At 72.8% G+C, this 21410-nt stretch carries 25 protein-coding genes; 11 read left to right on the top strand and 14 right to left on the bottom strand.

The window, feature by feature from the left end; translation table 11 throughout:
• Positions 1 to 30 precede the first annotated feature (30 nt).
• Complete coding sequence (locus ACZ5CW_RS14565) at positions 31 to 312, bottom strand: hypothetical protein (protein ID WP_468601003.1); 282 nt, start codon at positions 310 to 312, stop codon at positions 31 to 33.
• Positions 313 to 354: 42 nt separating this feature from the next.
• Between ACZ5CW_RS14565 and ACZ5CW_RS14570 the strand changes: the two genes are divergently transcribed.
• A complete protein-coding gene (locus ACZ5CW_RS14570) occupies positions 355 to 792 on the top strand; it encodes a hypothetical protein (protein ID WP_003974483.1) in 438 nt (145 codons plus the stop codon).
• Positions 793 to 828: 36 nt separating this feature from the next.
• Here the strand turns inward: ACZ5CW_RS14570 and ACZ5CW_RS14575 are convergent, their stop codons facing one another.
• Both ACZ5CW_RS14575 and ACZ5CW_RS14580 read right to left on the bottom strand, forming a co-directional pair.
• The gene (locus ACZ5CW_RS14575; RefSeq protein WP_468601005.1) at positions 829 to 1515 is read right to left on the bottom strand and encodes an NAD(P)-dependent oxidoreductase; all 687 of its coding nucleotides are present in this window, start codon (positions 1513 to 1515) and stop codon (positions 829 to 831) included.
• Between the two features lie 56 nt (positions 1516 to 1571).
• Positions 1572 to 2558: an EamA family transporter gene (locus tag ACZ5CW_RS14580; RefSeq protein WP_468601007.1), complete on the bottom strand. Its 987-nt coding sequence runs from the start codon at positions 2556 to 2558 to the stop codon at positions 1572 to 1574.
• 80 nt (positions 2559 to 2638) lie between these two features.
• Between ACZ5CW_RS14580 and ACZ5CW_RS14585 the strand changes: the two genes are divergently transcribed.
• Entirely contained in the window at positions 2639 to 3550 is a 912-nt protein-coding gene (locus ACZ5CW_RS14585; RefSeq protein ID WP_468601009.1) for a LysR family transcriptional regulator, read from the top strand.
• A gap of 17 nt (positions 3551 to 3567) precedes the next feature.
• On the opposite strand, the gene ACZ5CW_RS14590 is transcribed toward ACZ5CW_RS14585, so the two are convergent.
• A complete protein-coding gene (locus tag ACZ5CW_RS14590) occupies positions 3568 to 4494 on the bottom strand; it encodes a helix-turn-helix transcriptional regulator (RefSeq protein WP_468601011.1) in 927 nt (308 codons plus the stop codon).
• Between the two features lie 238 nt (positions 4495 to 4732).
• Between ACZ5CW_RS14590 and ACZ5CW_RS14595 the strand changes: the two genes are divergently transcribed.
• Entirely contained in the window at positions 4733 to 6145 is a 1413-nt protein-coding gene (locus tag ACZ5CW_RS14595; RefSeq protein WP_468601013.1) for an MFS transporter, read from the top strand.
• 118 nt (positions 6146 to 6263) lie between these two features.
• On the opposite strand, the gene ACZ5CW_RS14600 is transcribed toward ACZ5CW_RS14595, so the two are convergent.
• Positions 6264 to 7004 carry an MBL fold metallo-hydrolase gene (locus ACZ5CW_RS14600; RefSeq protein WP_468601122.1) on the bottom strand — a complete coding sequence of 247 codons (741 nt, stop codon included), beginning with the start codon at positions 7002 to 7004 and terminating at the stop codon, positions 6264 to 6266.
• A gap of 209 nt (positions 7005 to 7213) precedes the next feature.
• Here ACZ5CW_RS14600 and ACZ5CW_RS14605 point away from each other — a divergent pair, with 209 nt between their 5' ends.
• Complete coding sequence (locus ACZ5CW_RS14605; RefSeq protein WP_468601015.1) at positions 7214 to 7819, top strand: CGNR zinc finger domain-containing protein; 606 nt, start codon at positions 7214 to 7216, stop codon at positions 7817 to 7819.
• Positions 7820 to 7903: 84 nt separating this feature from the next.
• Here the strand turns inward: ACZ5CW_RS14605 and ACZ5CW_RS14610 are convergent, their stop codons facing one another.
• A complete protein-coding gene (locus ACZ5CW_RS14610; RefSeq protein WP_468601017.1) occupies positions 7904 to 8734 on the bottom strand; it encodes a M55 family metallopeptidase in 831 nt (276 codons plus the stop codon).
• Positions 8735 to 8811: 77 nt separating this feature from the next.
• On the opposite strand from ACZ5CW_RS14610, the gene ACZ5CW_RS14615 reads away from it, so the two are divergent.
• Positions 8812 to 9081 (top strand): hypothetical protein, encoded by a 270-nt coding sequence (locus ACZ5CW_RS14615; protein ID WP_468601019.1) that lies wholly within the window; start codon positions 8812 to 8814, stop codon positions 9079 to 9081.
• 19 nt (positions 9082 to 9100) lie between these two features.
• On the opposite strand, the gene ACZ5CW_RS14620 is transcribed toward ACZ5CW_RS14615, so the two are convergent.
• The 6 genes from ACZ5CW_RS14620 to ACZ5CW_RS14645 all read right to left on the bottom strand — a co-directional run bounded on the left by ACZ5CW_RS14620 (position 9101) and on the right by ACZ5CW_RS14645 (position 15361).
• Positions 9101 to 9814, bottom strand: coding sequence for a hypothetical protein (locus ACZ5CW_RS14620; RefSeq protein ID WP_468601021.1), 714 nt, complete (start codon positions 9812 to 9814; stop codon positions 9101 to 9103).
• Between the two features lie 526 nt (positions 9815 to 10340).
• Positions 10341 to 11792 carry a sensor histidine kinase gene (locus tag ACZ5CW_RS14625; RefSeq protein ID WP_468601023.1) on the bottom strand — a complete coding sequence of 484 codons (1452 nt, stop codon included), beginning with the start codon at positions 11790 to 11792 and terminating at the stop codon, positions 10341 to 10343.
• On the bottom strand, positions 11793 to 12542 hold the full coding sequence (locus ACZ5CW_RS14630) for a response regulator transcription factor (RefSeq protein ID WP_468601025.1): 750 nt from the start codon (positions 12540 to 12542) through the stop codon (positions 11793 to 11795).
• Between the two features lie 161 nt (positions 12543 to 12703).
• Entirely contained in the window at positions 12704 to 13276 is a 573-nt protein-coding gene (locus tag ACZ5CW_RS14635) for an FMN reductase (RefSeq protein WP_468601027.1), read from the bottom strand.
• Positions 13273 to 14358 (bottom strand): LLM class flavin-dependent oxidoreductase, encoded by a 1086-nt coding sequence (locus ACZ5CW_RS14640; RefSeq protein ID WP_468601029.1) that lies wholly within the window; start codon positions 14356 to 14358, stop codon positions 13273 to 13275. Before ACZ5CW_RS14640 ends, ACZ5CW_RS14635 begins: the two co-directional genes overlap by 4 nt.
• Positions 14359 to 14470: 112 nt before the next feature.
• A complete protein-coding gene (locus ACZ5CW_RS14645; RefSeq protein WP_468601031.1) occupies positions 14471 to 15361 on the bottom strand; it encodes an NADP-dependent oxidoreductase in 891 nt (296 codons plus the stop codon).
• A 136-nt stretch (positions 15362 to 15497) separates the two neighbouring features.
• On the opposite strand from ACZ5CW_RS14645, the gene ACZ5CW_RS14650 reads away from it, so the two are divergent.
• The gene (locus tag ACZ5CW_RS14650) at positions 15498 to 15902 is read left to right on the top strand and encodes a winged helix-turn-helix transcriptional regulator (RefSeq protein WP_468601034.1); all 405 of its coding nucleotides are present in this window, start codon (positions 15498 to 15500) and stop codon (positions 15900 to 15902) included.
• 9 nt (positions 15903 to 15911) lie between these two features.
• On the opposite strand, the gene ACZ5CW_RS14655 is transcribed toward ACZ5CW_RS14650, so the two are convergent.
• Complete coding sequence (locus ACZ5CW_RS14655; RefSeq protein WP_468601035.1) at positions 15912 to 16433, bottom strand: hypothetical protein; 522 nt, start codon at positions 16431 to 16433, stop codon at positions 15912 to 15914.
• Positions 16434 to 16556: 123 nt separating this feature from the next.
• Here ACZ5CW_RS14655 and ACZ5CW_RS14660 point away from each other — a divergent pair, with 123 nt between their 5' ends.
• From ACZ5CW_RS14660 to ACZ5CW_RS14670, 3 genes are read left to right on the top strand one after another with little or no spacing between them, the layout of a single operon-like run.
• A complete protein-coding gene (locus ACZ5CW_RS14660) occupies positions 16557 to 16895 on the top strand; it encodes a YnfA family protein (RefSeq protein ID WP_468601037.1) in 339 nt (112 codons plus the stop codon).
• A 51-nt stretch (positions 16896 to 16946) separates the two neighbouring features.
• The gene (locus ACZ5CW_RS14665) at positions 16947 to 17723 is read left to right on the top strand and encodes an SDR family NAD(P)-dependent oxidoreductase (RefSeq protein WP_468601039.1); all 777 of its coding nucleotides are present in this window, start codon (positions 16947 to 16949) and stop codon (positions 17721 to 17723) included.
• Positions 17723 to 17878 carry a hypothetical protein gene (locus tag ACZ5CW_RS14670; protein ID WP_468601041.1) on the top strand — a complete coding sequence of 52 codons (156 nt, stop codon included), beginning with the start codon at positions 17723 to 17725 and terminating at the stop codon, positions 17876 to 17878. Before ACZ5CW_RS14665 ends, ACZ5CW_RS14670 begins: the two co-directional genes overlap by 1 nt.
• A gap of 44 nt (positions 17879 to 17922) precedes the next feature.
• Here ACZ5CW_RS14670 and ACZ5CW_RS14675 read toward each other — a convergent pair whose 3' ends face one another.
• On the bottom strand, positions 17923 to 19116 hold the full coding sequence (locus ACZ5CW_RS14675; RefSeq protein WP_468601043.1) for an RtcB family protein: 1194 nt from the start codon (positions 19114 to 19116) through the stop codon (positions 17923 to 17925).
• Between the two features lie 229 nt (positions 19117 to 19345).
• Between ACZ5CW_RS14675 and ACZ5CW_RS14680 the strand changes: the two genes are divergently transcribed.
• Entirely contained in the window at positions 19346 to 20197 is an 852-nt protein-coding gene (locus ACZ5CW_RS14680) for a DUF3558 domain-containing protein (protein WP_468601045.1), read from the top strand.
• Between the two features lie 128 nt (positions 20198 to 20325).
• Positions 20326 to 21267, top strand: coding sequence for a DUF3558 family protein (locus ACZ5CW_RS14685; RefSeq protein WP_468601047.1), 942 nt, complete (start codon positions 20326 to 20328; stop codon positions 21265 to 21267).
• Positions 21268 to 21410: the final 143 nt, after the last annotated feature.

The raw sequence follows: 21410 nt of genomic DNA on the forward strand, positions 1-21410 counted from the left end.
GATCGGGTTGCGCGGCGGGGGCCACGCGTCCTAGAAAAGCAGTCGGGTGGAGATATGCATCGCGGTGGCGGACTGGGCGAGGGGACTGATGACCTGGGTCCTCGACGTGCCCGGCGGGGAAGGCACCGGCGCGACGCGGAGGAGACGACCGAAACACGTCAGACTGACGCACGTCAGGCACAGGGTGTACCGAGTGAGCCCGAGCGGTACGACCGGCAGATCGACCGGCAGCTGGACCGGCAGACCGACCAGCACCTGGAACGGCACCTGGAACGGCAGCCGGACCGGCCGATCGACCGCCGGCTCGACCACCGGGCCGACCGCCTCCGGGCGGGGAGCAGAAATGGTGGTCGGGTGGGGGTGACCTACAAATACTTCGGCGCGCCGGACGGTGCGACCGCGGCCCGCGTCCCCATCTCGATGCGCCCCGAGGAACTCGGCGGCGACGAGCTGGGCATGAACGGCATGTTCACCAAGATCAAGCCGGAGACCATGGCCGCGATGGTGCTGACGGGCATCGAGGGCGTGCCCCTGCACAAGGTGCCACCCCTCGAACTGGTCGTCCTGCACCCCGACTACGCGGTCGTCAAACTCCCCATGACGGTCGTCGACCCCCTGCGCGGCATCGGCGAGGAAGCGGTCGGCGCGGCGGCCTTCATCTGGTCGACGGTCCCGGACCGGGGCGGCCCGCGGGACGCGTTCAACGTCTACCAGCTGCTGCACGAGTGGCAGGACTTCAGCCATCGGCTGCATGAGGCGGGGCATCAGCCGTATTGCCTGGTGTGGCCCTGAGCCTGGGATTCGCCGGGTGGGGACGCGTGGCCCCGGTCAGGCCGGCGGGGCCTGGTCGTGGTGGACGACCGTGATGTGCTGGTCGGGGCCCGGGGTCTCGAGTTCGTCGAGTACGGCGGCGGCCAGGTCCTCGGCGCTGATCCAGGACCGTCCGTCGGCGGCGGTCAGCAGGGTGTCGGTGCCGCGCCGGTAGCGGCCGGTGCGTTCACCGGGCTGCAGCAGGGCCGGCGGGCTCAGGTAGACCCAGTCGGCACCGGTGTGGGCCTGGCAGGTCCGCAGCTGGGCTATGCCGGCGGCGGCGACGGACTTCACCTCGGCGGGCACGTAGGCGGGGTTGTCGGCGACCAGCAGCCCGCGGTCGCCGGGGCTGCCCAAGGCACCGGCGCCGCCGACCACGAGGACGCGGATCCCCAGCCGCGCGGCGCTGTCCAGCACCGTACGGGTGGCGCCGACCAGGAACTCCTGGTCCACCGGCATGGTCCGCACGGCCAGCACGACGGCGTCCGCGGCGCCGGTCGTGGCGGAGCCCGCGAGTGCCTCCCGTACGGCGTTCGCGTCCTGCGCGTCGACCGCGATCGGCGTCACGACCTGATCCGCACGCTCCGCGGGGTCCACGCCCGCGGGCTTCCTGGACAGGGCGAGCACCCGGTGTCCGCGTGCGGCGGCCTCGGCGATCACCCGGCTGCCGACCATCCCGGTGCCACCGAGCACGGCGATCGTCATGCCTGACTCCTCCGACGGCGTTGCCTTCATGGAACCTGCCTCCATCGCATGTGCCTTCATCGAACCCGGTCCTCGCGGATCCGGTGGTCTTCGTGGAACCGCGGCTCACTCGGCTCGGCTCCGCGTCGCGTGTGACGGGCGGGCGCCCGTGGGGGGCTCAGCTGTGCGGCGAGCATGGCGGCCAGGGCGAGGACGAATCCCAGGGACTGCAGCGGGCTCAGCGACTCGCCCCGCGCGATGCCGATGACGGTCGCGACCAGCGGGGACAGCAGGACCAGCGGGGCGGACGCACCGACCGGCAGCCGGCCGATCCCCCGGAACCACAGCGTGTACGCGATCAGCCCGCCCATGCTGCCCAGCCACAGGTAGCCGCCGGCGGCTCCGGCGTCGATCCGCTGCGGTATCCCCTCGACCACCAGGGTGAGCGGGAGCAACAGCAGTCCGCCGACCGTCAGTTGCCAGCCGGCCAGGGCCAGCGGACCGACGCCCGCGGGGCGGCCCCAGCGCTTGGTGAGGACCACCCCGCCGGCCATGGCGGCCGTCCCCCCGAGGCCGGCGAGTACCCCGGCGGTGTCCAGCCGGGCCTCCGGACCGAGCACGACGAGTCCGACACCGAGCACGCCGAGCACGGCCCAGGTCAGTCGCCACGCCGTCGGCCGGTCACGGAGCACCGCGACGGCCAACCCGGCGACCAGCAGCGGCTGGGCGGCGCTGAGCGTTGCGGCGACACCGCCGGGGAGTCGTTCGGCCGCCAGGAACAACAGGGGGAAGAGGGCACCGATGTTGAGCATGCCGAGGACGGCCGCCTTCCACCACCAGTCCCCGCGCGGGAACACGCGGGTGACGGCCAGCCCGAGCAACCCGGCGGGCAGGGCGCGCATCAGCCCGGCGAAGAGCGGGTGCCCGGGCGGTAACAGCTCCGTGGTCACGACGTACGTGGTGCCCCACGAGGCGGGAGCGAGTGCGGTCAGCGCGACGGTTGCCACCCGCTGCGCGGACGGGCCGCGCGGCGGGGCCGAAGACCGCTCGGTCGAGGAGTCCATGCGAGGAAGTCTCGACCGGGACCCATCATGGCTCCAAAGCATGATTGCCATGACAGCTATGAAGGAAGAAGATTGATCGTGTGGATCTACAGCAGATGCGTTACGTCGTCGCCGTCGCCGAGACCCGCAACTTCACGCGGGCGGCGGAGCGCTGCTCCGTGGTGCAGTCCTCGCTCAGTCACCGGATCGCCGCCCTGGAGCGGGAGTTGGGAGTCCAGCTGTTCGCCCGGTCCAGCCGCCGGGTGGAACTGACCAGCGCCGGAGCGGCGTTTCTCGCCGGCGCGCGGGAGTGCCTGGCCGCCGCCGACCGTGCGGCCGCGGACGCCGCCGCGGCGACCGGCGTGGTACGCGGCCGGCTGGCCGTCGGCGTGATCGTGACCACGGCCGCCGTAGACGTACCGGAGTTGCTGCAGCGGTACCGCGCCCAGCACCCGGACGTACGCGTCGTCCTGCGCTCCGGACGCAGCGACGAGCTGGCGGCGGCGCTGCGGGACGGCGACCTGGACATCGCCTTCCTCGGTCTGCCGGAGGGCGAGCGGCCGTCCGGCGTGGAGACGGTCGTACTCGATCACGACGAGCACGTGCTGGTGGTGGCGGCCGGGCACCGGCTGGCGGGCGCTTCCCGGATCACGCTCCGGGAGATCGCCGGGGAGACCTTCGTGGACTTCGTGCACGGAACACCCGCCCGGGCCCAGTCCGACCGGGCGTTCGCCGCCGCGGGCCTGGTCCGCGACGTCGCGTACGAGGCCGGCGTCGTCGAGCTGATCACCCGGCTGATCGCGCGCGGGCTCGGCATCGCGCTGCTGCCGTCGGCGTTCATCCGGCCGCTGGCCGCCGGCGACCCCGCACTGGCGCTGGTCCCGGTGGTCGACGGGCCGCATCGCGTCGAGTATCTGGCGTGGAGCCGGTTCAACCCCAGCCCGGCCACCCGGGCGATGCTCGACGTCCTCGGCGTCCGCCGCGGGAGCCGGACGGCGGAGGAAGCACCTTAGGGCCTGCCGTCAGACCGTCATGCCGGCGGCCGGGAGGCAGGCCCCGGGGTGGTCCCACCGGCTTCGGCGGCCGGCCGGGCCCGTGCGCGCGGGTGTGGCGCGGTTGTTCCGGCCAGGAGGCGCAGGGCCGCGTCGGACGGGGAGCCGGGTTCGGCCGTGTAGGTGATGAGGCGCTGGCCCGAGGGGCCGGGGATGCAGAGGTTCTCGAAGCTCAGCCGGAGTGCGCCGACCGCCGGGTGGTGCAGGGACTTGGTTCCCGAGGTGCAGGTGCGCACCGGGTGCCGGGCCCACAGGGCGGTGAACTCCGCGCTCTGTATGGAGAGATGGCCGATCAGTTCGGCCAGTGCGCGGTCGTCGGGGTGCCGGCCGGCCACCAGGCGCAGGGAGGCGACCGCGAGGTGGGCCTCCTCCTTCCGGTCGGCGTACAGGGCCCCGTAGCGCTCGTCCAGGAACAGCATGCGGACGAGGTTGGGGCGGGCCGGGGGGTCCTCCGGGGCCTCCCGGGGCAGGTGGGCGGCGAGCAGGGCGTGGCCGAGCGGGTTCCAGGCGAGGACGTCGCCGCGCCGGTCGAGGATCAGCGCGGGTACGTCCGTCATGGCCCCGAGCAGCTGGCGGGCCGAGGGGGTCGCCTGTTCGGCGCGGGGCGGGGCGGGACGCCGTCTGCCCGCGGGGCGGGCCAGATCCTTGAGGTGGGCGGTCTCGTCCTCGGTGAGCCGCAGGGTGCGGGCGAGGGACTCCAGCACGGAGTCCGAGACACCGGCCGCGCGGCCCTGTTCGAGGCGGGTGTAGTGGGTGATGCTGACGCCGGCGAGCAGGGCCAGTTCCTCACGGCGCAGGCCGGTGACCCGGCGCCGGGCCGGGGCGGTCGCGATACCGGCGTCCTCGGGGCGCAGCGCGGCGCGGCGGGACTTGAGGAAGTCCCCCAGTTCGGACGGGGCGTCCATCCCGGTGCCTCCTGGGTGCGGGTCGGTGGTCGTCGGTCGTCGCCTCCCGGTGTCAGGGGCGGACGTCGTCCATCCTGCCCGGCGGGTCGCGTGAACGGGACACCTGTGGGTGGTCATGGAATGACCACCCACGCGGCGACCGGCCGCGAGGGGGTGCTGGCTGGGCCGGCCGGCGCGGACGAGCCTCGTTCCCGGCAATCCCGTCGCAACCCTGTCGCACAGAGGGGAACACCTCGTCATGTCCGTCGTCGCCGCGCCAACGGCAGGCGCTCCCACCGTCCTCACCCCCCGCCTCCGGCTGGTGCTGGTGCTGCTGCTCGCCGCCCAGTTCATGCTGGCCGTGGACTTCTCCATCCTGAACGTGGCCCTGCCCGTGATCGGCGCGGGCCTGGGCTTCCCGCTGGCCCGTCTGCAGTGGATCGGCACGGCGTTCGCGCTCTGCGCGGCCGGGTTCACCCTGCTGTTCGGACGGGTCGCCGATCTCTTCGGCCGCCGTCGGCTCTTCCTCGGCGGCCTGGCGGTCCTCGGTGCCGCCTCGCTGGCGGGCGGGCTGGCACAGAGCCCGGAGGTGCTGCTCGCGGCCCGTGTGTTCCAGGGGCTGGCCACGGCGGCGGTGACCCCGGCGGGCCTGTCGCTGCTGACGACGTCCTTCCCGGAGGGGCCGCTGCGGGAGAAGGCGCTCGGTCTCAACGGGGCACTGATGTCGGCCGGTTTCACCACCGGCGCGATCCTCGGCGGCCTGCTGACGGACCTGTTGTCCTGGCGGTGGTCGTTCTTCATCAACGTCCCGGTCGCCCTGGCCGTCCTGCTCGTCGCGCCCACGGTCATCGCCGAGTCCCGGCCCGCCGAGCGCCCGAAGCTGGACGTGCCCGGCGCCGTCACCGTCACGCTCGGTCTGCTGGCCGTCGTCCTCGGGCTCACGCAGGCCGGTGAGCACGGCTGGGGTGCGCCGGCCGCGCTGCTGCCGCTGGCGGCGGGGGTGCTGCTGCTGCTCGTGTTCGGGGCCGTCGAACGCCGGGTGCCCGAACCGCTGGTGCCGTTGCGTGTGCTCGGCAGGCGGTCGGTGGCGTGGGGCAACGTCGCCGGTCTGCTGGCGTTCCTCACCGAGACGTCCCTGGTGTTCCTGCTGACCCTCTACCTCCAGCAGGTGCTCGGCTTCTCCCCGCTGGCCGCCGGGCTGGCGTTCGGTGTGCTGGGTGCCGGGACGGTCGTCGGCGGCACGCTCGCGCCCAGGATCATCGGCCGGACCGGCGCCCTGCCGGCCCTCGTCGCCGGTGGCCTGGTCCAGGCCCTCTTCACGGCGGCGCTGCTCGGTCTCGGCGCCGACCGTTCCTCACTGTGGCTGCTACTGGCCGCCACCTTCGCCGGCGGGGTCGGCAACATGCTCGTCATCGTCGGCTTCATGGTGACCGCCACGTCCGGTCTCGCCGACCACGAACAGGGCCTGGCGACCGGCCTCGCGACGATGACCCAGCAGATCGGCATCACCATGGGCACGCCCGTCATGAGTGCCGTCGCCACCGCCGCGATGACCGGTACGGGCGCCACGGCCGTCCTCGGCGGGCTGAAGACGGCGATCGCGGTGAACGCGGCCGCCGTCCTGCTCGGCACCCTCACCAGCGCCCTGTTCCTGCGCGCCAGGACCCGCTGAGCGCCGGCCGCGCCCCGGCGGCGGGCGGCCTGCCGGGCCGGGGCCACGCGGGGTACGGTCCGCCCGCCGGGCCCCGGTCACCCTGGACGCCGGCCGCCCGCCGGGGCCGCCCCCGAAGTCACGCCGGCTGCAGACGGTCCGTCAGTCCCGCCTTCTCGAAGGCCCGGACCACGTCCTCCCGGGTCTCGGTGAAGTGGGCCCAGCTGTCACAGTGGGCGGCCACCACCCGGCGGGCGTCGAGGAGCCGGGCGGCGGTCGCCGTTCCGGTGCCGTCGAGGACGAGGAGGGCGTCGTCGAGGACGGGCAGGCGAGGGGCGCCGGCGAAGAGGACGGCGGTGTCGACGGGGGCGTACCGGGCGGCGATCTCCTCGACGAGTTCGAGGGAGGCGTTGTCGCCGCTGACGTAGACGCTGGGCAGGTCGGCGGAGGTGAGCAGGAAGCCGGTGACCTGGCCGACGATCGGCTCGGAGCCCTCGGGGCCGTGCAGGGCGGGGGCGGCGGTCACGGTGACCGTGCCGCCGTCGGGGCGGGGCAGATCGACGGACTGCCAGGGGGTGAGCGGCTCGGTGGTGCCGCCGAGCCGCTCCGCCGCGGTGGGCGTGGTGAAGGTGCGCGGTACGTCGGCGAGCAGGGCGCGGCCGGAGTGGTCGAGGTTGTCGGCGTGCTGGTCGTGGGAGAGCAGGACCACGTCGACGGGGCCGAGTTCGGCGGGGGTGGCCCGGGGCGGGGCGGTCTTCGTCAGGACGCGGCCGCTGGGCGACGGGTAGTCGCCGGGGGCGTCGAAGGTCGGGTCGGTGAGGAAGCGGAGGCCGCCGTACTCGATGAGGACGGTCGGGCCGCCGAGGACGCGGACGGGTATCCGCTCACCGGCAGCGGACGGCGAGGACGCGGAAGACCCGGAAGGACCGGAAGACGCGGAAGGACCGGAAGACGCGGAAGGACCGGAAGACGCGGAAGGCGCAGGAGACGCAGCGGCCACAACAACTCACCTCACGGATAGAAGGACTGTCATCCGTGAGAGACGCTAGCCCTTTCTCACGGATGCACGCAACCCGTACCATGAGTCTCGTGAAGGAAAGCGATGCCGTGAAAGCGGGCGACGGCCCGCCCCCGGCGCCCGGCGCCGAGCAGTACCGCGCGCTCGACCTCGCCAACAGCGCGGTCACCCTGCCCGGCGGCCAGTCGGCCGACCTCCTCGGCACGCCCGCGGACGCACAGCGCTGGCTGGTGGACCGCGGCCTCGCCCCGGCCGACGCCGATCTGCGCGAGACCTGCGCGAGCCGGCTGCGTTCCCTGCGCGAGGAGATCCGCGCGCTGCTCGCCTCCCGTGTCGACGGCAGCGCCGCCCCCGCCGGCGCCCTCGACACCCTCAACGAGGCGCTGACCCGCGCCCCGGCCGCCTCCCTGCTGCACTGGTCCCCGGACCGCGGCCTGTACCGGGCCGCCGCGCACCCGACCACCCAGATCGTCGAGCACGCCCTGGCCGCGCTCGCCGCCGACGCCGCCGACCTGCTCACCGGGGCCGACGCCGAGCGGCTCACCGCCTGCGGCTCCGCGCCCTGCAACCGCTATCTGCTCCGCCACGGCCGCCGTCACTGGTGTTCCACACGCTGTGGCGACCGCGCCCGCGCGGCCCGCTCCTACGCCCGCCGCACCGCCCGGGGCGCGCAGTAGCCGACGGCCGGGCCCCACGCCTGGCTCAGCGGCACAGCCCCGTGCTCCAGGGCACCGGCAGCGCCACCCCCGGCCCCGTGCTCGCTAGCAGTACGGCGCCTGATGGGTGAGCGAGGCCGCCACGCGCATCCACACGCCGAACTGGCGGTACAGGGACGGCAGTCGGCCGCTCGCGCGGACCGTGCGGCTGTCGTCGGCCGTGACGCCGGGGATGCCGAGGAGGGTGGCGGCGACCGAGGCGGACTGCCAGCGGACGGTGAGGGTGGCCTCGGCGCCGGACACCTCGGGACGGCGCGGCAGCGGGGTCAGCGCCCGAACGGCCGTCTCCTCGATGGCCTTGCGCGCCTCCGCCTCCGGGCGCAGCTCGGCCGCGAACCGGTCGTGGGCGTACTTCACGGGGACGGTGGCGACCGTCGCGTCCCAGGCCGTCATCTCCGCGCACGCCGCGTCGTCACCCGTGAGGGCCACGACGGGCACGCCCAGCGCCGCCGCCGTGGCGTGGGCGAGGCCGATCTCGCCGACCGGACGGCCGTCCAGCCACATGTCCTCGATCTCGTGGCCCATGAAGCTGTGGCTGAGCACGCCCAGGGCGCCGGCGCGGGAGTGGTAGCCGACGCACAGCGCGGCGTCGTACTCCCCGGTCAGCCCCTCCAGCATGCCCATCTGTTTGGGCTTGCCGCGTACCAGGCGGGCCGCGGGATGCAGCGCCTCGGGGAGCAGGTTCCGCATCGGGCCGTGGGCGTCGTTGACGAGGATGTCGTCCGCACCGGCCGCCAGTGCGCCGCGCACGGCCGCGTTCACGTCCTCCGCCATCATGGAGCGGCCCCGCTCGTAGTCCCGGCCGCCCGGCTGGACGTCCTCGGCGTCGACGAGCCCGGTCACGCCTTCCATGTCCACGCTGATGTAGATCCGCACGGCGTCGACCCTAACCGACCCTACGTATTGTAGGTTCCCAACGGCCAGCGGCCACACGTCTGTTCAACGGGGGAGTCATGCAGGACACGGAAACGGGACCCGGCGGGGAGGTCGGTGTCCGCAGCCTCGCGCCGACACTGACCGTGCTGGTCGTCAGCCTCGCGATCGCCGCCGTCGGCGTGTACGAGCTGTGCGGCTTCGGGCTGCACAGCCTCGACCGGCGCCCGCATCTGTTCAGCGACGGTCTCGCGACCGGCGGGGTGATCGTCGCCGTGGTGGCGGCCGGCGCGGCGGTGGGCAACCTCGCCTGGATGCTGGCGGCGGCCCGGCGCCGCACCGGCGAGTGACGGCCGCGCACACCCGGCGTCACTCGTCCCGGTCACGGGACGAGGGTCCGAGGGCGGGCGGGTTCCCCTCGGTGCCGTAGGAGTCGGCGTCGCCTTCCTTCCACTCGGGGTCGTAGGCACAGGGCCCGGCGGCGCCGCCGGTGAAGTACTCCCGCTCCGGGAACCAGGTGAAGGACATCCGCTCGTCCCCGTCGTCCCGCCGGACGAACAGAGACCAGTCCTGGTTCTTCCCCTGCGCGCCCTCGCGGTACGAGGTGACCTCCCAGCCCTCGTCCTGCAACCGCCGGTGCAGGCGCCGCAGTGCGGGCACGGCCACGCTCGCCGGCACGTGGTCCAGGGCCCAGCTGTGGTTCGTGCGGTAGGCGCCGTCGACGGTCCTGTCCTCCAGCCCCAGCAGGCCGCCGTCGTAACAGAAGCCGGAGCCGAAGGTGTTCTCCGTGCCGACGCCGATCCGCTCGACCCCGGGCTCGATGGTCCGCCGGAACCCCGTCAGGTCGTAGGCCTCCTGGGACCGCTGGAACACGCGGGCCGCCATGTCCTCGCGCGGCACGCGGGGGAAGTCCGTCGACCCCCACGCGTTCCACACGAGCGTGCCGATCAGCACGAGCAGCACGGCGAACACGGCACAGCCGCATCCGAGAACGCCCCGGACGAGGGCGGCCCCGGCCCCGAGGGGGGTGGCGGGGGCGGTGGCGGTGGCGGCGGTCTCGGCCGGTGCGGTCTCCTCGGGCATGTGCGGACGGTATTCCGCGGGGGGAGGGCGACGGATGAGTCCCGTTACCCGGCAGGGTGTAGGTACGGCTACTCAGCCGAGGAGGCGGCCCGGAACCGGGGAAGTACCGCTCGGACAGCGGCACCGCCTCGGCCACCGCGTCGTCGTCCGGCCGCTGCGCCGGTGTGACCGCCCCTGGCCGCGCCGCCGTCTCCCTCCAGGAACGGCGGGCCCCGTACTCCGGTCCGGGCACACCGCGCACCACCGCGTCGATCGGCTCCGCCCGCCGAACGGCCGGCACGCGGGACCGGCCTGCGCCCGCACCTCCCGTACGAGCGGCACCGCGCCCTCCTCCGCCCCCGCCACGGCGATCCGGTCCCGTCCGCAGCGGCCGGGCGCGGCCACGGCCCAGGCCGATCCACGCCGAACGCCCCGCACCGCGTCCCCGTACGCCCCGCACCGCGTCCCCGTACACCCCCAACCTCGTCCCCGTACACCCCGTTCCCCCCGGGCCCGCGCCGCACACGGCACATGCCCCGGAGCGCCCTCAGCCGCCCCCGCCCCGCCCGCTGCCGCCGCTCCCGGTGAACCCGCCGCCCACCGTGAACCCGATGACCGCGCCGCCGCCCTCGCGCCGGAGGGCGAAGGGTGCTCCGCCGTGCGCCATGGCGACCTCGCGCACGATGGACAGCCCGAGGCCCGACCCCGGCTGGGACCGTGCGTCGGCGGCCCGGTAGAAGCGGTCGAAGATGCGGATGAGGTCGCCGTCGGCGATACCGGGCCCCCGGTCCAGCACCTCCACACGCACGGTGCCCGGCCGCGCCGGCCCGGTGACGGCGACCTCGATCGGCGCCTTGCCGTCCCGGTCGAACTTGGCCGCGTTCTCGACCAGGTTGGACAGGGCCCGCTGAAGCATCCCGGGCCGCCCGTCCGACGTGGTGTCACCGCTCGCACGCAGCACGATCTCCCGGCCGGTGCGCCGCCTGGCCAGCCCCACCACGTCCTCGGCGATGTCGGCGATGTCCACCCGCTGCGGCGGCTCGGCATCGGACTGCCCGGCGGCGAGGTCGACCAGCTCATTGACCAGATCGGTCAGCTCCCGGGCTTCCTGGGTGAGGTCGGCGACCAGGTCCTCCCGGGTGGCCGGCGGAAGCTCGTCGATCCGCCGCAGCAGCGAGATGTTGGTGCGCAGGGACGTCAGCGGCGTACGGAGTTCGTGCCCCGCGTCCTGGACGAGCCGCCGCTGGTCCTCCTCGGACTGGGCGAGCCGGCCCAGCATGCGGTCGAAGGCACGCCCGAGCCGCCCCACCTCGTCCAGGCCCGCGACCGGCACCTGGATGCCCAGCTGCCGGGTACGGGCCACGTCCTCCGCCGCGGACGTCAGGACCACCAGCCGCCGGGTGATCCGCCGGGCCAGCCACCACCCGCACAGCCCGGCCGCGACCACGACCGCCGCCATCAGGATCAGCGTGCGCTGCTGCAGCGCCCGCAGCAGGTCCTCGGTGTCGCTGAACTCCTGCGCGACCTGGACCGCGCCCCGCCCGTCGCCGAGCGAGACGGTGGCGATGCGGAACAGGTCCTCGTCGACCCGGACGTCCTTGTGCTGGACGACCTCCCCGGCCGGCCGCGCGACGGCCATGGCCCTGTCACGGGAGGTGACGGGCAGCACCGGGCTGCCGTGGTCGACGATCTGCCCCCGCTCACCGAGCACCTGTACATCGGTGCGGGCGGGACGGACCAGGTCGTGGCCCGGCCGGGAGGAGGAGAAGTCGTCCGGGACCATCTCGTGCTGCCGTACCTCGTCCTGGACGTCCTGCACGACCTGCGTGAACACCGACTGCTGGTCGACGCGGACCAGCCGGGCGGCGGAGTTGTAGGACAGGATGCCGACGAGGATCGTGACGACGGCGGTGACGGCCGCGAAGGACACGGCGAAGGTGGTGCGCAGGGAGACGAGCTTGGGCCTGCGCAGGGCCGGTGGCCGCCGCGAGCGGCCCACTCAGTCCTCCCGCAACACGTAACCCACGCCCCGGACGGTGTGGATCAGCTGCGGGGCGCCCGGCTCGTCGAGCTTGCGGCGCAGATAGCCGACGTAGACGGCGAGGTTCTTGGAGCCGGGACCGAAGTCGTAGCCCCAGATCCGGTCGTAGATCGTCGAGTGGTCGAGCACGATGCCCGCGTTCCGCACGAGCAGTTCCAGCAGCTCGAACTCGGTGCGGGTCAGTTCCAGCTCGCGTTCGCCGCGCCAGGCCCGGCGGGCCTGCAGGTCCATGCGGAGGCCGGCGGCCTCCAGCTGCCGGTCGGAGACCTGGACGTCGGCCCGGCCGGACTCGGTGGGTCCGGACTCGGTGGGGCCGCCGCCGTTCGCCGTGACGGGCACCGGGCTGGTACGGCGCAGCAGGGCCCGCAGCCGGGCGAAGACCTCTTCCACGTCGAACGGCTTGACCACGTAGTCGTCGGCGCCGGCGTCCAGGCCCGCGATGCGGTCGGCGGTCTCCACGAGCGCGGTGAGCATGAGGATCGGGGTGCGGTCGCCCTCGGCGCGCAGCACCCGGCAGACCTGCAGGCCGTCGATGCCCGGCATCATCACGTCGAGCACGAGGACGTCCGGCGGCGTCCTGTGCGCCTGCGCCAGCGCCTCCACCCCGTCGGCGACCGCCGTCACCTCGTAGCCCTCCAGGGTCAGAGCACGCTCGAGGGCATGACGGATGGCACGGTCGTCTTCGGCGAGCAGCACAGTCTGGGGCACGCCTCCAGTCTGCCAAGGCCTCCTGCGGTTCGGCCGGGCCTCGCGGGCCTACGATCACCCTTTTTACCGCCCTCTCACCGTCCCGGGACAGCCCCGCCCACCCGGGACGGCCGCTTGCGGGCCGGCCGAGCCGGGTGGGCAGGTGAGCGGGCGGGCGAGGGTCAGCGCTGCAACGCCGCCAGCTGTTCGGCGAACGGTACGACCGCGGCCTCACCGGCCTGCACGGTCGACGGCATCAGGGAAGCGAGTTCTCCCGCCGCCCGTTCGATCCGCTCGGCCAGCCCCTGCGCACCCCAGTCCTCCGACGCGGCGTACACCGCGGTCGGCACGACCACGGCCCGCAGATAGGCGAACAACGGCCGCAGCGCGTGCTCCAGCACCAGCGAGTGCCGGCCCGTACCCCCGGTGGCCGCGATCAGAACGGGCTTGCCCGCCAGCGCGTCCTTGTCCAGCACGTCGAAGAACGACTTGAACAGTCCGCTGTACGACGCGCTGAACACCGGCGTGACGACGATCAGGCCGTCGGCCCCCGCCACCGCGTCCTGCGCGGCGGTCAGGGCCTTCCCGGCGAACCCGTTGGTGAAGTTGTGCGCGATCTCGACCGCGAGGTCGCGCAGCTCGACCACCTGGATGTCCACCGGCGTCTGCCGGTCCACGGCGGCGGCCAGCCGGTCGGCCAGCAGCCGGGTGGAGGACGGGACGCTCAGTCCCGCCGATACGACGACGAGCTTCATACGGTGGTCGCCTCCTTCGCGGCGAGCAGGGACTGGTGGGTCGGCGCCTGGGGCACATCCGCCGGGCGCCCCTTGGCGAACTCCTCGCGGAGCACCGGTACGACCTCCTCGCCGAGGAGGTCGAGCTGCTCCAGGACGGTCTTCAGCGGCAGTCCCGCGTGGTCCATCAGGAACAGCTGACGCTGGTAGTCCCCCGCGTACTCGCGGAAGGCCAGCGTCTTCTCGATCACCTGCTGCGGGGAGCCCACCGTCAGCGGGGTCTGCTCGGTGAAGTCCTCCAGAGAGGGCCCGTGCCCGTACACCGGCGCGTTGTCGAAGTACGGCCGGAACTCACGCACCGCGTCCTGCGAGTTGCGGCGCATGAACACCTGACCGCCCAGACCGACGATCGCCTGCTCGGGCGTTCCGTGCCCGTAGTGGGCGTACCGCTTCCGGTAGAACTCGACCATCCGCTTGGTGTGGTCGGCGGGCCAGAAGATGTTGTTGTGGAAGAAGCCGTCGCCGTAGTACGCGGCCTGCTCGGCGATCTCCGGCGAGCGGATGGAACCGTGCCAGACGAACGGCGGTACGTCGTCCAGCGGGCGGGGCGTCGAGGTGAAGCCCTGCAGCGGCGTGCGGAACTTGCCCTCCCAGTCGACGGCGTCCTCGCGCCACAGGCGGCGCAGCAGGGCGTAGTTCTCGATGGCGAGGTCGATGCCGTCGCGGATGTCCTTGCCGAACCAGGGGTAGACCGGCCCGGTGTTGCCGCGGCCCATCATCAGGTCGACGCGCCCGTCGGCCAGGTGCTGGAGCATCGCGTAGTCCTCCGCGATCTTCACCGGGTCGTTGGTGGTGATCAGGGTGGTGGACGTGGAGAGGATCAGCCGCTCCGTGCGCGCCGCTATGTGGCCGAGCATGGTGGTCGGGGAGGACGGCACGAACGGCGGGTTGTGGTGCTCACCGGTCGCGAAGACGTCCAGCCCGACCTCCTCGGCCTTCAGCGCGATGGCGACCATGGCCTTGATCCGCTCGCGCTCGGTCGGCGTGCGCCCCGTGGTGGGGTCCGGCGTGACGTCGCCGACCGTGAAGATCCCGAACTGCATGGTCGCTCACCCTCCAGGTTGTTGACGATTCAACTATACCCCGCCAACGGCCACCCGCCCCCGCTTATTCCACCCCCTCACCCCCACCCCCCGACCCCGTCCACCCGCCCCCTCAGGGCACCAGCACAAGCCGCCCGCGCAGGCCGCCCTCGGTCAGGCGGGCGTGTGCCTTGGCCGTGTCCTGGAGGGCGAAGGTCTCGGCCACCCGCAGGCTCAGCTTCCCCTCGTCCACGAGCCGGGCCAGCTCCGCCAGCCGGGCCCCGTCGGCGCTCACCTCCACGGCCGTGGTCCGCACCCCGCGTACGGAGCCGAGCTGCCGGCCGGGGTGGACACCGACGTAGACGCCCCCGTCCCGCACCCATTCCAGCGCCCGCTCACCGAGCAGCGCCGCGTCCAGCACCGCGTCCACGCTCTCCGGCCGGACCCCCTCGGTCGTGAAGTCCGCCGCCCCCAGCGACCGCACCAGTTCCTCGTCGGCCGCCCGGGCGTGCCCCGTCACCACGAACCCCCGGCGCGCGGCGAGCTGCACCGCGAAGCCGCCGACCGCACCCGCCGCACCCGTCACCAGCAGCGACGCGCCGGGCTCCAGCTCCAGCAGGTCCAGGGCCTGGTCGGCGGTCAGGCCGTTCAGCGGCAGGGTGCCCGCGTGGATCGCGTCCACCGTGACCGGCGCCTTGGCCACGGCGTCCGCGGCCACGACGACGTACTCGGCGTGCGCCGCCAGCGGATCGGCCACCCCCGGCACCAGCGCGACCACCTCGTCGCCCACCTGCCAGGCGGCGGCCACACCCACCGCGTCCACCGTGCCGGCCACGTCCCAGCCGAGCCCGATCGTCTTTCCGGCCCCACCGAAGACACCGGCCCGCACCGCCAGGTCCACCGGGTTCAGGGCACCGGCCGCGACCTTGATCCGCACCTGCCCGGCCCCCGGCTCCGGCACCGCCACCTCGGCGATCTCCACGGCCTCCGGACCACCGAACGTCCTCACCACAGCAGCACGCATGTCAACTCTCCCCGAATTCAAGGCATCTACAGGATTTCCGACCGGTTTCCCGGCCGCAGCACCAACCCTAGGAGAGCTACTATCCATTGGTAAGTAGTTACCTGAGAGTGCGTTGGTGTACCGGAGGAGAGAGCCCATGGCGACCATGACCGCAGCCCAGCGACGCGAACAGGCCCGCGCCGACTACGACGCGTTCCTGCGCAGCTGCCCCACCAACCAGCTCCTCGGCCGGCTCAGCGACAAATGGGTCAGCCTCGTCGTCGCCGCCCTGACCGCCGGCCCGCTGCGCTACAGCGATCTCGGCCGCAGGATCGCCGGCGTCAGCCCCAAGATGCTCACCCAGACCCTGCGCGCCCTGGAGCGGGACGGCATCATCAGCCGCACGGTCACCCCGGCCGTCCCGGTCCGCGTCGACTACGCGCTCACCCCGCTGGGCGCGAGCCTCGCCGGCCTGCTGACCGCGGTGAAGGACTGGGCGGAGAACCACTTCGACGAGGTGCGCGCGGCTCGCGAGCGCTACGACCAGGAGAACCCCGCCTGACCCGGCGGCTCAGAAGGCGTAGGCGTCCCCCGTGGCCAGCACCAGCACCGTCAGCCGGTCGTTCGACCGGTCCTTGTCCACCGCGCCCCCGCTCCACGCGGTGTCCAGCTCCAGCGTCACCTCCGCCGACCGCTCCCGCAGCCGTACCGGCACACGCAGTTGCTCCCCCGTCGCGTCCGAGGCCAGCGCCCCGGTCCCGCACAGCACCGTCCGTTCGTCCTCGCGGGCACACCCGGCGGGCAGGTGCTGCCCGTCCGCCAGCTCCACCGACCAGCGCAGCCGCACGGTGGCGTCGGTGACGGCGGCGGGCCCGTCGTTGCGCGGGGTCAGCAGCACCTCCACCTGGCCCTCGGTCATCACCGCGGTCCCGTGGAAGGCCAGGTCGGCCTCCGGCGCGGGTGCGACCGGCACGGGCCCGGCCGCAGCAGCGGCCACCGCGGTCCCCGGCACCATGACGGCACCGGCGCACACCCCGGCCGACACCCACGCCCGCAGGCCCCGCGATACGCCGTCCACTGCTCCCACTCTCATCACTCCTCGCCACCGCACGCTCGCGCTCCGGCTCCCGCCCGCCGTACGGATGTATGCCACGCCAGCCGCGCACCAGGCGCCCTCCAACAGGTGACGCGGCCGCCGCGTGCCAAGCTGCCCCCCATGCAGTTCCTCCGTTCGGCCGCCCTGTTCGTCGTCGCCGCGCTGTTCGAGATCGGCGGCGCGTGGCTGGTCTGGCAGGGCCTACGCGAGCACCGCGGCTGGCTGTGGATCACCGGCGGCGTCCTCGCGCTCGGCGCGTACGGCTTCGTCGCCACCTTCCAGCCGGACGCCCACTTCGGCCGCATCCTCGCCGCCTACGGCGGGATCTTCGTGGCCGGCTCGATCCTGTGGGGCGTGCTCGCCGACGGCTACCGCCCCGACCGCTGGGACATCGCCGGAGCCCTGATCTGCCTGGCCGGTATGGCCGTGATCATGTGGGCCCCGAGGAACGGCGCCTGAGGCTCGCTACGCTGGACGGGACCGTCCTCGCACCGACCCCAGGAGCAGCCCATGGCCACCGCAGCCCCGTCCGCCGCCTCCCGCATCGCCGTCGTCACCGGTGCGAGCAGCGGCATCGGCGCCGCCACGGCCCGGCAGCTCGCCGAAGCCGGCTACCGCGTCGTCCTCACCGCCCGCCGCAAGGACCGTATCGAGGCCCTCGCCGAGGAGCTGACGAACGCGGGCCACTCGGCGGTCGCGTACCAGCTGGACGTGACCGACCGCGCGGCGGTCGACGAGTTCGCGACGGCGTTCCGGACCATCGGCGTCCTGGTCAACAACGCGGGCGGCGCCCTCGGCGCCGACCCGGTGGCCACCGGCGACCCGGCGGAGTGGCGCACGATGTACGAGACGAACGTCATCGGCACGCTGAACCTCACCCAGGCGCTGCTGCCCAAGCTGGTCGCGAGCGGCGACGGCGTGGTCGTGGTGGTGTCCTCCACCGCCGGCCACGGCACCTACGAGGGCGGTGCCGGCTATGTGGCCGCCAAGCACGGCGCCCACGTCCTCGCCGAGACACTCCGCCTGGAGATCGTCGGCCGGCCGGTCCGGGTCATCGAGATCGCGCCCGGCATGGTCAAGACGGACGAGTTCGCGCTGACCCGCTTCGGCGGCGACGCGGAGAAGGCGGCCAAGGTCTACGCGGGCGTCGCCGAGCCCCTCACCGCCGACGACGTGGCCGAGACGATCGCCTGGGCGGTCACCCGCCCCAGCCACGTCAACATCGACCTCCTGGTCGTCCGCCCCCGCGCCCAGGCCTCCAACACGAAGGTCCACCGGGAGCAGTGATGCCCGACGACGGCTCGCCGGAGAGCTGGGAGAAGCGCCGCCTGGCCCAGGAGACGAAGAACGAGCGCCAGGTCTGGTACTTCCTGGCCTACTTCCTCTTCGGCATCCACTTCGTGGCCTTCGTCATGATCTACGCGGTCCGCCACGCGAAGTAGGGCGGGCCGGTGTGTTCCGGCCCGCCCCGACTCGGTGGAAGGCGTCAGCCCTTCACACAGACGACCTGCTTGAGCTTCGCCACGACCTGCACCAAGTCCCGCTGCTGGTCGATGACCTGGTCGATCGACTTGTAGGCACCCGGGATCTCGTCCACGACACCGGAGTCCTTACGGCACTCCACGCCCCGGGTCTGCTCCTCCAGGTCCTTGGTGGAGAAGCGCCGCTTGGCCGCGTTGCGGCTCATGCGCCGACCCGCGCCGTGCGAGGCCGAGTTGAAGGCCTTCTCGTTCCCGAGACCCTTCACGATGTACGAACCCGTGCCCATCGAGCCCGGGATGATCCCGTACTCGCCGGAGCCGGCCCGGATCGCGCCCTTGCGGGTCACGAGCAGGTCCATGCCCTCGTACCGCTCCTCCGCCACGTAGTTGTGGTGGCAGGAGATCTCCGGCTCGAAGGTCGGCCTGGCCTTCTTGAACTCCTTGCGGATCACGTCCTTCAGGAGCGCCATCATGAGCGTGCGGTTGTGCTTGGCGTACTCCTGCGCCCAGAACAGGTCGTTGCGGTAGGCCGCCATCTGCGGGGTGTCCGAGACGAACACGGCGAGGTCGCGGTCGACCAGGCCCTGGTTGTGCGGAAGCTTCTGCGCCACGCCGATGTGGTGCTCGGCCAGCTCCTTGCCGATGTTGCGGGAGCCGGAGTGCAGCATCAGCCAGACGGAACCGCTGGTGTCCGTGCAGATCTCGATGAAGTGGTTTCCGCTTCCGAGCGTCCCCATCTGCTTCGTGGCACGTTCCTGACGGAACCTGACCGACTCGGCAACCCCGTCGAACCGCCCCCAGAAGTCCTCCCAGCCGGCCGTGGCCAGCCCGTGGAAGGTCCCCGGCTCGACCGGGTCCTCGTGCATCCCCCGCCCCACCGGGATCGCCTGCTCGACCTTCGACCGCAGCCGGGACAGGTCGCCCGGCAGGTCGTTCGCCGTCAGGGACGTCCTCACCGCCGACATCCCGCACCCGATGTCCACGCCCACCGCGGCCGGGCACACGGCCCCCCGCATCGCGATGACCGATCCGACCGTCGCACCCTTTCCGTAGTGGACGTCCGGCATCACGGCCAGACCCATGATCCACGGCAGGGTGGCCACGTTCTGGAGCTGGCGCAGGGCCACGTCCTCGACCGTCGCGGGGTCCGTCCACATCCGGATCGGGACCTTCGCGCCCGGCATCTCCACGTACGACATACGTTCCTCATTCCCCCGGCAAAGGCAACAAAAGGCTTAAAAGCAACAAAACGCAAAATCGGTGCCAGGGTCCATGAAAGGGACAAGGGACCGGCATCCACGGCAGCGCGTGCGATACACATTGTCTCCAGGGGGCGCCCCGCCGCGGCAAGCGAATAACCAGCGGGGACACTGGAGCACCAGGCGATCGGCCACCGTCGGATCGCACACCGTCGAGAGGAGCCCGACCGTGCAGCGCAAGGCCTACGTACCCGGCACCGCCGCCCTCCTCGCGGTGCTGCTGGCCGGCTGCACGAGCGGTTCCGGGAGCGACAACCCGACGGACGACGCCAACCCGGGCGACTCCGGGACGACCGTGGCCACCGCCGAACCCGGCAAGTACCGCACCCTGCCCGAACCCTGCGGCGCGGTCGGCCACGACACGCTCGACTCGCTGCTGCCCGGCATCAAGCAGCTCACCGACCCGAGCCAGCGGGACAAGGCCTACCAGGGCGAGGCCTCGCTCACCTACGACACCGATCGCAAGGTCGGCTGCCGCTGGAAGGTGGAGTCGGCCGCCGCCACCGACCGCCTCTCGGTCGACTTCGAGCGCGTGGTGTCGTACGACAACGCCATCAGCGACGACGACCAGGCGCAGAAGCTGTACCAGGAGAAGGAGACGGCGGCCGATCTGCCCGAGCCGGAGAGCGGGTCGGCGACGGCGGGCACCTCGACCGCCACCCCGTCGGCCACGGCCTCCGCGAGCGGCCGGGCGACCCCCTCGGGGACGCCTTCCGGTTCCGCCTCCGACTCCGCGTCCGGGTCCCCCTCCGGGTCGCCCTCCGACGCCGCCCCGACCGGTCTGGAGCCGCGCGTCCTCCCCGATCTCGGCGACGTGGCGTATCTCGACGACCAGCTGAACACGTCCGGTTCGACGGCCGAACAGCGGACGGTGACTGTGGTGTTCCGCACGTCCAACGTCGTCGTCACGATCCAGTACGAGGAACAGCCGACAGCCATGGGAACGGTCCCCGACAGCAAGGAAATGCAGGACAGAGCCCGTAATCTGGCCTCTCAACTGGCCGACGCGCTCAACGGTTGACGGCCGCCGCGGGCCCACCCGAGGCCGCCCGCAAAGCAGTCGAACGGAAACCGCACAGCTTCTTCACCGCGTACCGTGGGGCCCCGCAGGAACCCGCACGAACACCGAGCGTCACTAGTGAAGGAACCATGCAGCGAGCAGCCCAGCGAGACGACCGTGCCATGGGGGTACCTCCCACGCCTGTCAGGCAGTGGGGGAGTGATCAGCGAGCAAAGCGCCTTCGCCGTGCCCTTGTCTGCGCGGCCGCCGTTCCCGCGGTACTGATCACCGCCGCCTGTTCCTCCGACTCGGGCGACTCCGAGGCCAAGGGCGGCGACAGCGCCTCGGCCCAGCAGTCCGCGGGCGGCTCCACGCAGCCCTCCGCCAGCGCCTCCCCGACCGTGCAGGCTGCCGCGTACAAGAAGCTCCCGGATTCCTGCGCGGCGCTGCCGAAGAAGACCCTGAGCGATCTGGTGCCCAAGGGCACGAAGTCGGCCAAGAAGGGCAGCTCGGACGATCCGTCGTCCCGTGCCTCCTGCGCCTGGAGCAGCCTGGACAACAACGGCGTCAAGGGATCCCAGTTCCGCTGGCTGAACGTCTCCCTGCTCCGCTTCGAATCGGACACCACGCGGGGCTCCGGCGACACGCAGGCGCACTCGTACTACTCCCAGCAGCTGAAGGACGCCCAGGCGGTGGAGGGCGCCAAGAACGCCAAGGTCATACCGCTGTCCGGCACGGGCGCGGAGGCGACGGCGGTGCGCTACGACCTGAAGAAGAAGGAAGGCCTCTTCAAGCAGCAGACGGTCGTGGCCCGGGTCGAGAACGTCGTCGTCACCCTCGACTACAACGGCGCCGGTCTGGCGGGCGAGAAGACCCCGGACGCCGACGACCTGACGAAGGCCGCGGAGAAGGCCCTCAAGGACGCGGTCGCGTCCGTCTCGGCGGCCAACGGTGCGGGATCCGCGCAGGGTTCGGCCACGACGTCCCCCGCGCCTCCTTCCAAGTCGGCCTCGAAGTCCCCGTCCGGGACGCCGTCCAAGTCCCCCTCCTCCAGCGCGTCCCCGTCGAAGGCGGCCGCGAAGAAGAACTGACCTGCCAGGGGCGGGAGGGACGCCGTCTGATCACCTTCTGCCCCCTGTGTCCCGGCCGGAAGCCTGACCCGCGCCACGGCCGCCGCACGCGTGTGCCACTCTGTTGCGCGCAACAACACGCAAGGGGAGGGGAGTACGAGTGG

It is taken from the genome of Streptomyces sp. NPDC031379, assembly GCF_055569615.1.

Coding starts and splice junctions, on each gene's coding strand:
- ACZ5CW_RS14575 (WP_468601005.1), bottom strand. CDS start 1,515: ATGACGATCGCCGTGCTCGGTGGCACCGGGATGGTCGGCAGCCGGGTG.
- ACZ5CW_RS14580 (WP_468601007.1), bottom strand. CDS start 2,558: ATGGACTCCTCGACCGAGCGGTCTTCGGCCCCGCCGCGCGGCCCGTCC.
- ACZ5CW_RS14590 (WP_468601011.1), bottom strand. CDS start 4,494: ATGGACGCCCCGTCCGAACTGGGGGACTTCCTCAAGTCCCGCCGCGCC.
- ACZ5CW_RS14595 (WP_468601013.1), top strand. CDS start 4,733: ATGTCCGTCGTCGCCGCGCCAACGGCAGGCGCTCCCACCGTCCTCACC.
- ACZ5CW_RS14615 (WP_468601019.1), top strand. CDS start 8,812: ATGCAGGACACGGAAACGGGACCCGGCGGGGAGGTCGGTGTCCGCAGC.
- ACZ5CW_RS14620 (WP_468601021.1), bottom strand. CDS start 9,814: ATGCCCGAGGAGACCGCACCGGCCGAGACCGCCGCCACCGCCACCGCC.
- ACZ5CW_RS14635 (WP_468601027.1), bottom strand. CDS start 13,276: ATGAAGCTCGTCGTCGTATCGGCGGGACTGAGCGTCCCGTCCTCCACC.
- ACZ5CW_RS14640 (WP_468601029.1), bottom strand. CDS start 14,358: ATGCAGTTCGGGATCTTCACGGTCGGCGACGTCACGCCGGACCCCACC.
- ACZ5CW_RS14645 (WP_468601031.1), bottom strand. CDS start 15,361: ATGCGTGCTGCTGTGGTGAGGACGTTCGGTGGTCCGGAGGCCGTGGAG.
- ACZ5CW_RS14650 (WP_468601034.1), top strand. CDS start 15,498: ATGGCGACCATGACCGCAGCCCAGCGACGCGAACAGGCCCGCGCCGAC.
- ACZ5CW_RS14655 (WP_468601035.1), bottom strand. CDS start 16,433: ATGAGAGTGGGAGCAGTGGACGGCGTATCGCGGGGCCTGCGGGCGTGG.
- ACZ5CW_RS14660 (WP_468601037.1), top strand. CDS start 16,557: ATGCAGTTCCTCCGTTCGGCCGCCCTGTTCGTCGTCGCCGCGCTGTTC.
- ACZ5CW_RS14665 (WP_468601039.1), top strand. CDS start 16,947: ATGGCCACCGCAGCCCCGTCCGCCGCCTCCCGCATCGCCGTCGTCACC.
- ACZ5CW_RS14670 (WP_468601041.1), top strand. CDS start 17,723: ATGCCCGACGACGGCTCGCCGGAGAGCTGGGAGAAGCGCCGCCTGGCC.
- ACZ5CW_RS14675 (WP_468601043.1), bottom strand. CDS start 19,116: ATGTCGTACGTGGAGATGCCGGGCGCGAAGGTCCCGATCCGGATGTGG.
- ACZ5CW_RS14685 (WP_468601047.1), top strand. CDS start 20,326: ATGCAGCGAGCAGCCCAGCGAGACGACCGTGCCATGGGGGTACCTCCC.